This window comes from Nocardia vinacea NBRC 16497 (genome assembly GCF_000308835.1).
Classification (GTDB): domain Bacteria; phylum Actinomycetota; class Actinomycetes; order Mycobacteriales; family Mycobacteriaceae; genus Nocardia; species Nocardia vinacea.
The window spans coordinates 1-7,328 of sequence record NZ_BAGN01000359.1; the positions used below are offsets into that span (position 1 = coordinate 1).

At 68.1% G+C, this 7,328-nt stretch carries 7 protein-coding genes; all 7 read left to right on the forward strand.

Annotated elements, in window-relative coordinates:
- Positions 1-368, forward strand: a 368-nt coding sequence (locus ON44_RS34280) for an ESX secretion-associated protein EspG (protein WP_040698379.1), incomplete at its 5' end; no start/stop codon positions are given.
- Between the two features lie 245 nt (positions 369-613).
- A complete protein-coding gene (locus ON44_RS48795; RefSeq protein WP_245567455.1) occupies positions 614-2,008 on the forward strand; it encodes a CpaE/TadZ family protein in 1,395 nt (464 codons plus the stop codon).
- On the forward strand, positions 2,005-3,543 hold the full coding sequence (gene eccD, locus ON44_RS34295; RefSeq protein ID WP_040698388.1) for a type VII secretion integral membrane protein EccD: 1,539 nt from the start codon (positions 2,005-2,007) through the stop codon (positions 3,541-3,543). Before ON44_RS48795 ends, eccD begins: the two co-directional genes overlap by 4 nt.
- Positions 3,543-4,901, forward strand: a complete 1,359-nt coding sequence (gene mycP / locus ON44_RS34300; protein ID WP_040698382.1) for a type VII secretion-associated serine protease mycosin — start codon at positions 3,543-3,545, stop codon at positions 4,899-4,901. Before eccD ends, mycP begins: the two co-directional genes overlap by 1 nt.
- A complete protein-coding gene (eccE, locus tag ON44_RS34305) occupies positions 4,898-6,631 on the forward strand; it encodes a type VII secretion protein EccE (RefSeq protein ID WP_245567456.1) in 1,734 nt (577 codons plus the stop codon). The genes mycP and eccE overlap by 4 nt, the downstream gene beginning before the upstream one ends.
- Before the next feature lie 11 nt (positions 6,632-6,642).
- Positions 6,643-6,984: a helix-turn-helix domain-containing protein gene (locus ON44_RS34310; protein WP_245567457.1), complete on the forward strand. Its 342-nt coding sequence runs from the start codon at positions 6,643-6,645 to the stop codon at positions 6,982-6,984.
- 71 nt (positions 6,985-7,055) lie between these two features.
- On the forward strand, positions 7,056-7,328 hold a 273-nt coding region (locus ON44_RS34315), incomplete at its 3' end, for a hypothetical protein (RefSeq protein WP_040698385.1).

Here is a 7,328-nt window from a genome sequence, read left to right on the forward strand (position 1 = left end):
TTACGGCGACTCCCGAACAATTCGGCGAGGTGCCTGACGACCAGGACGAGCGCCGGCGCGCCTTGGTGGAACTCGGTGCCGAACCGCATACCGCTGGAGTGTTGAGCCGAGTTATCGACGAGGTGGTACGGCGGGCTGAGGTGCTGGTGCTCGAGCACCACGACGGCCGCGAGGCACAGCCCGACGCCAGTGTGAGTGTGCTGGATACCGAGTCGGGCCGGATCATCGTGACTCCCAGCATTGCGATGGACGGGCAGCTGTGGTCGACCTACACACCCGGCGACGATGCTGCTCTACACGCGGGGATCGGGGCGCTGGTCGATCTTTTACCCAGCCGCAGCTGGTTTGAAACCAGCCGTACCGATTGAATTTTGCCGCCGGAGTTTTCGAGAGGATGAGCGAAGTGAACCGAGCACCGAGTATGAACGGTCATACGACCGAGTCCGTCCGTGCCCGGGGCGGATACGATGCTTTCTTCTCACCCGTTCCCGAACAGAGCGGTCCCCCGGCCACGGACGGATCGGCTTCGGCGGGCTCGGGCGCGGCCGGTGCATCGGCCACAACCGGACATTCTGTTGGGGCGGACCGGGTTCCGGGCGGTACGGTTCCGCCCGTGCCGCATTTCGATGGTGCTGAGCCCGTGATCGGAGCCCCACCACAGCCGCCGAGTCAGACCGCCGCGCCGGAAGGTGCCGACGCATCGCTATCCGCTGCGCAGCCGCCGCGGGTGCATACCGCCGACGCGCCCGTCGTCGGCCCACCGCCGGTGCAGAGTCCACCGTCCAGCGGCGCGCCGCAGGCCAGCGTCGAACCGCCTCGCGCCGCGACCCCGCCGCCATCGGCGCAACCGTATCCAGCCCAGTCCGCCACAGCCGAAACATCCGCTGCGGCATGGGAATCCACTCAGACCTCGGCCCAGACCGCCGGCGCGCCATGGCAATCCGCCGCCAGCGCCGAACCCCCGAGAGCCGGGGAGCAACCCGCGTCGTGGTTACCCGACCGAATCCACCACGCGTCCCACGATCCGTCCGAGCGGGTGGAGGTGCTGCCCGCACTGACATCGGCGGATCTGCTCTCCGATATCGCGGCCGCCCGGCGTGCCCAACTCAAGTCCACCTCCGGGATGCGCGGCGCGCTGAACAAGGTCGGCTTCAATCTGGGGCTGTCACCGGCCGAACAACGTAAACAAGACCGGCGCGGCCGGATTCGCCGACCGCTCACCGCCCCCTATCAGATCGCGGTGGTCAGTGTGAAAGGTGGTGTCGGCCGGACGACTCTGGCGGCGACCCTCGGTTCGACCTTCGCGCATCTGCGTCCCGACCGGGTGGTGGCCGTCGACGCGAATCCGGACTTCGGCGATCTGCCCACCCGCACGAGCGCGCATCCGTACGGCTTGACCCTGCGGGATCTGGTGCGCTCCTCGAATCTCGAGGCATTTTCCGCAGTGCATTCGTTCACCTCGATCAATGACGCCGATCTCGCGGTCATCGCGTCGCCGTGGAATACCGAAGCCACCGAGGCGCTTTCGGGCCGGGAGTACTCGATGGCGGTCGAGATCCTGCGCAGGCACTACAACCTGGTGCTGGTGGATTGTGGTACCGGTGTGCTGGATTCGGCGACCAGCACCGTACTGCAGACCAGCGATGCGGTCGTGGTGGCCACCCCGGCCACGGTCGGCGGTGTCAAGGGTGCGGTCGCCACCCTCAACTGGCTGAACTCGCACGGCATGCAGCATTTGATCGCCAAGTCGATCGTCGCGATCATGCACCACCATCCAACCAAGCCGACCGTCGAGGTCGATCAGATCGAGAAGCTGTTCGCGACGGCGCAGCGACCCACGGCCGTGGTTCCCTACGACCCGCACCTGGCCGAGGGCGGGCCGATCGATCTGCGCTTGCTCGAATCCGAAACCCTGCTCGCCTTCGAGGAACTGGCCGCGGCACTGGCCGACGGCTTCGACGGCTACCAGGCCCAGCGTCCGTCCCAGGACCGTGGAGAGTGGCGATGAGCACTGCCGTCGCGCCGCCGCCACCGGCGCCCTCACCGTCGGCACCGCAGCCTTCCGCAGAGGTCGCGCGCGCCCGGATCGCGGTCATGGTCGCCTCCTACCAGGTGGACGTGGTCGTGCCGACCAAGTTCACCATCGAGACCTTCATCGATGACCTGCTCGGCGTGCTGGCCCGCGCCATCGGTGACGACACCGTCGACTTCACGCCGCCGAGCGGGCAGTGGAGCCTGGGCCGTCCCGGTGAGCCGCCGATGCCGCGCTGGCGCAGCCTCGCCGATCACGATGTCGTCGATGGCACCGTGCTGATGCTCTCGGCAGTCGAATCGGCGGAGGTGTTCACACCTGTCGTCGAAGACATCACCGATGCGCTCGCCATGATCAATGAGCGCGAATTCGCCGAATTCAACGCCGAGACCGCCGCCATCGTGGGCCTGAGCGCTCTCGGCATCGGCTCGGCCACCATGGCCGGCCTGCTGTCGTGGTCGTGGACCGAGAGCGGTTCGATCCTGTGGTGCGGGCTGCCCGCCCTGTTGCTCGGCGCGATCTGCTGGGGGGCCGCGCTGGCCTCCGGTCGGCGTCGGGCCGCGGCGCGGATCTGTCTGGGGCTGTCCCTGGCCGCACTTCCGCTGCTATTCGCCGGTGGCGCGATGCTGGTGCCACCGGCCTATGGCGAGCCGGGCGCCTTCGCCGCGGCGAATGTGGCCGCCGGTTCGGTGGTGGCCGCCATTGCCGCGGCGACCATGCTGCGCTTGACCCGACTCGGCATCGCCACCTTGATGGCCGTGACAGTGCTCGGCGTCGTCATTACCGCCACAGTGCTGCCGGTGACCTATCTCGATATTTCGGTGCGGCAGGTTACCGGCGCCGCCGTATTCATCGGACTGGTGTTGCTCACCTCGGCCCCGCGGTTGGCCGTGGTGGCGGCCCGGATCCGGCCGCCCGACCTGCCGGACCCCGGCACCGATGTGGCCCCGACGAGCCTGACCGATATTTTCGACGCCGAGGCCGCCAGGGATGCGGAGCCGGAACAGGATGATGCCGAATTGCGTCGCGAACAGCTCGGCCACGGTATCGAGGGCCGTGCGCGGCTGGCGGTGACAAGTCTGCGCGGACTGATCGCGGCGGTATCGGTACTGCTGTCCGTGTCGGCCGTGCTGTCGGCCGCGGCCAGTCCGGGCGGCATCCGGGAGATCGTCATGGCCGCGGCCATCGCCGGTCTGCTGGCCATGCGGGCGCGTTGGTATCCGGACCTGGTGCAGGCCATCGCCCTGCTCGCCGCGGCCGCCGTCACGGTGGTCGGCGTCGGATTCGTACTGGTCGGGGCCTATGACACGGCGTTCGCGCGCTTGGTCGTGGCGTTGGTGGTCGCGCTGGCCGGAGTCGCCGGCTGCTTCGCGGCGATCCGGTTGCCGGGACGGCGGCTTTCGCCGGTCACCCGCCGGGTCATCGACCTGGTCGAATACGCGCTGATCTTGATCGTTCCCGTCATCGCGTTCTGGATCATGGGCATCTACACGGCGATGCGAGCGATCTGATGCGGATCGGCAAGGCCGCGGCCGTCGGGTTGGCCGCGGTGGCGCTGGCCATCGGGGCCGCGCCCGCGAGTGCGCTGGAACCGCCGCAGGTGGTGGTCGGTACGCCACCCGCGGATGGTCCGCCCGGACCGGAGGCGCCGACCAAACAGGACAAGGGCTGTCTCGCGGCGGGCGTACTGCCCGACAGCGACCTGTCCCAGGCGCCGCCGCCGGAACGGGCGCTGGAGCTGCCGCGCGCGCGGGCGTTGAGCCGTGGTGGTGGCGTCACCGTCGCGGTGATCGATACGGGCGTATCGCCGGGGGCGCGGCTGCCGAACCTGGTCGGCGGTGGCGACTATGTGGCGACCGGTGGTGACGGACTCTCGGATTGCGACGCCCACGGCACGCTGATCGCCGGCATCATCGCGGCTTCGGCGAGTACAAGCGATGGTTTCGTCGGCGTTGCCCCCGACGCCCAGCTGATCTCCATCCGGGTCCGCTCGGGTGCGTTCAGCCCCGAGAACACCGTCAACACCGATGCGAGTCAACAGCTCGCACTCGAGATCCGAACCCTGGCCCGCGCGATCACCCATGCGGCGAACCTCGGGGCGGAGGTCATTACCGTGGCATTGCCGGTCTGTGTGCCGGTGGATTCCAAGGTCGATCAGTCGATCCTGTCGGCGGCCATCGGATACGCGGTGCGCATTCGCGGTGCGCTCATCGTGGCCGGTGCGGGCAATACCGGTAGCTCGGGCTGTGAGCAGAATCCCGCGATCGATCCGGCCAGGCCGCTCGATTCCCGGAACTGGAAACAGGTGAAGACCATCTCCGCACCGGGCTGGTTCGCACCTGATGTGCTGACGGTCGGTTTCACCACCGCGACCGGTGCGCCGATGGCGGATTCACTATCCGGGCCATGGGTTTCGGTGGCCGCGCCCGGCACCGGGATCGAATCGCTCGGGCCGGGTGGCGGCGGGCTCATCAATGGCGTCGGCTCGCCCGACAAGCTGGTACCGGTGGGCGGCGCATCCTTCGCCGCGGCATATGTCAGTGGTGCTGCCGTGCTGCTGCGATCACGTTTTCCGAATGAGACCCCCGGTGAGATCAGCGCCCGGCTGCAGGCAAGTGCACATGCTCCGGCCCGCGGTATCGATAATGCCGTCGGCGCGGGCGTGATCGATCCCCTTGCGGCGCTCAGCTTCCGCACACCGCCCCAGCCGCCGGCCGGGCTGTTCCGATCATCGACTCTGGTCATCCCGGATCCGCCGCGCGCGCGGGACCGCCGGCCCGCGGTCGTCGCTACGATCATCATCGCGGCGGCCGTCGTATTCGGCCTCGGCGCGAGTTATGCGAACAAGGCGATCGGGAGACGTCGGTGAGCTTTCCGAGCATTCGAGTCGGTGGACTCGAACGCGGCCCGGTCGCCACGGTGGTGATCGCCAGCAGCTTCGTGCTGGTCGGTCTCTGGGCGCGGGTTCCGCTGTGGGTCGGGCCCGCGGTGGTGACCGCATTGCTGGTGACGGTGGTTGTGCGGGTCAACGGCCGCACCACCGCGCGCTGGCTGCTGGACTGGGGTGCGTATCGGTTCGGCATCGAGGCCAGGGCGCGCGAGCGCGCCGAACGGCTGCCGCTGCGCGACGTCGAGGTGGCCGCCGGGCTGTGTGGGGTGCACGAGGCGGGCTCGGCGCTGGTCGCGATGATCCAGCTGGCACCGAATTTGGATCTGCCGACGGTCATCTCCGAGAAGAGCCTCTATACCGAGGATGTGGTGCCGGTCGGCGCACTGCTGCCGCTGCGCGATCAGTTCGGCATCACCGTCGATATAGATATCGTGACCACCGGTCAGCGCGTACGTCCGGCCAGCAGCTACAGCATGCTCTACGACCAGCTCATCGGTTCCCACCCGGTCGTCGGCAGTCGGGTGACCTGGCTGGTAGTGCGCCTGGACCAGGAACGCAACCTGTCCGCGCTGTCCCGGCGCGGCCCGGTCGAGGTGGCGGCGCCCAAGGCCCTGGCTTCCGCGGCACACCGCATCGCGGGCAGGCTGCGCGAGCGCGGTATCGCCGCCCACGCGCTGCCCGCGGATGCACTGCGCGACGCCACGCGGTTGCTGCATGCCGGAGTCGAATTGTCCGACCTGCGGGAGAAGTGGGGCCATCTGGAGTCCTCGGCGCCGGGTCGGCTGGTGACCAGCTTCCTGATCGACTGGACCCAGCTCGACGACACCGGACTCGACGACTGCTGGTCGTGGAACCGGGGCCGGACGACCGTGGTGGTGAGTCTGGCCGGTGGTGCGCTCGGTTCGCGCGGTCTGGTCCGCTGTGTGGGGCCGGCGCCGACCACCGAACCGCCCGGATTCCTGCGTCCGCTCGGGGGCCGACAATCGACAGCGCTGCTGGCGACCCTGCCGACCGGCACATCGGTGCACGACCTTGCGGTCGACGAACCCGGCATCGACATCACGCCCGACGAGCTGCTCGATCTCGCCGTCACCATCGGTCCCAACGGCCAGATTCTCGGCGCGATCAGCGGACAGCCGCGACATACTCTGGCGCTGCCGCTGTTCGATCCGGCGCGCTACAACCCGCGCAGGCGCACCATCGACGTGCACGCGAATCTAGCGGTGGCACAACAGATCGTGCTGCGGGCGATGGTCGTCGGTGCGGATGTCGAGGTCCATTCAGCCCGCCCGGATCGGTGGTCGCAGCTGGTAGCCGCGGTCGGCGATCCCAATTCGTTGCGACTGGCCGCCGACAGCCGGGCAGTGAGTCCGGATGCGGATTCGGCCACGCCGCCCGCGACCATCGCGGTCTTCGACCAGATGCCACCGCAGGTATCCGCGGCCCACACGACCGTCACCATCAGCGAGCCGGGCACGCCGCGGCGCCGGTCGGTGGATCTGGCGATCAATCAGGTCAGTGCCACCGCGGTCGATGTCAGCATTCCGATGCGCACGGTCCGCGTCGACCTGATCGAGCCACGCGGCGAGACCAGGTACTACAACGCCTCGATCGGTCCACCCGCGCCCAGCGGCAACGGAAACAGGCCCGCCCAACCGGCAACGGTTCCGCAACCGGGTGAGGCGATAACGGACGAATCGAGGCGGTAATGTTTGTCGGTGTGGTAGCGGACCCCCAGTCGGATAGCGGCCAGATTCCCTCCCAGGATGGCGAGGACGCGCTCACCCCGAGGCAAGCCGCGGCTTCGATCTTCTCCAGTCGACTATCGGAATTGATCGCGGAATCGGTAGTTTCGACCGAAGACGGGTCGACGCGCGGGTTGACGCTGTACTCCTTGGCGCAGCATTTGGAATTGGCGTATCCGGATGTCCCGGTTTCCCAATCCGGCCTGTATCGGCTGATCCACGGTGACGCGATTCCGCGGCTCGATCTGATCATCGCGCTGGCCCGAGTATTCGATGTTCCCCCGGAGTATTTCGTCACCGAGGAAAAACAGCGCTGACGACCGCCTGTTCCCTCCAGCGGGAATAGCTGTCCTCGAGCGCGCCGTCCGGCCTGGATACGATCCGGATTATGCCCGCCGAGGACTCTGGGGATGTGATTCTCCGCAATAGAACCGCGGTCTTGGACGCACTGCTGTCCGATCCGTCCTTCGGCGAAACCGGTGCGGGGACCGACACATCGACACTCAGCGGGCCGTTGACCGGTGAATCGACCGACATCCTGGATGATCTGGCGAATCCGGTCGGCGGCTTGCCACCCGAGGTGGTTGCCCGCCGATCCGCCACCGATGGGCCGAAGGCCAGTGAACGGATCATCGCGCTGCTGAACGGCCAGACGTCGGAT

Coding starts and splice junctions, on each gene's coding strand:
- mycP (WP_040698382.1), top strand. CDS start 3,543: ATGCGGATCGGCAAGGCCGCGGCCGTCGGGTTGGCCGCGGTGGCGCTG.
- eccD (WP_040698388.1), top strand. CDS start 2,005: ATGAGCACTGCCGTCGCGCCGCCGCCACCGGCGCCCTCACCGTCGGCA.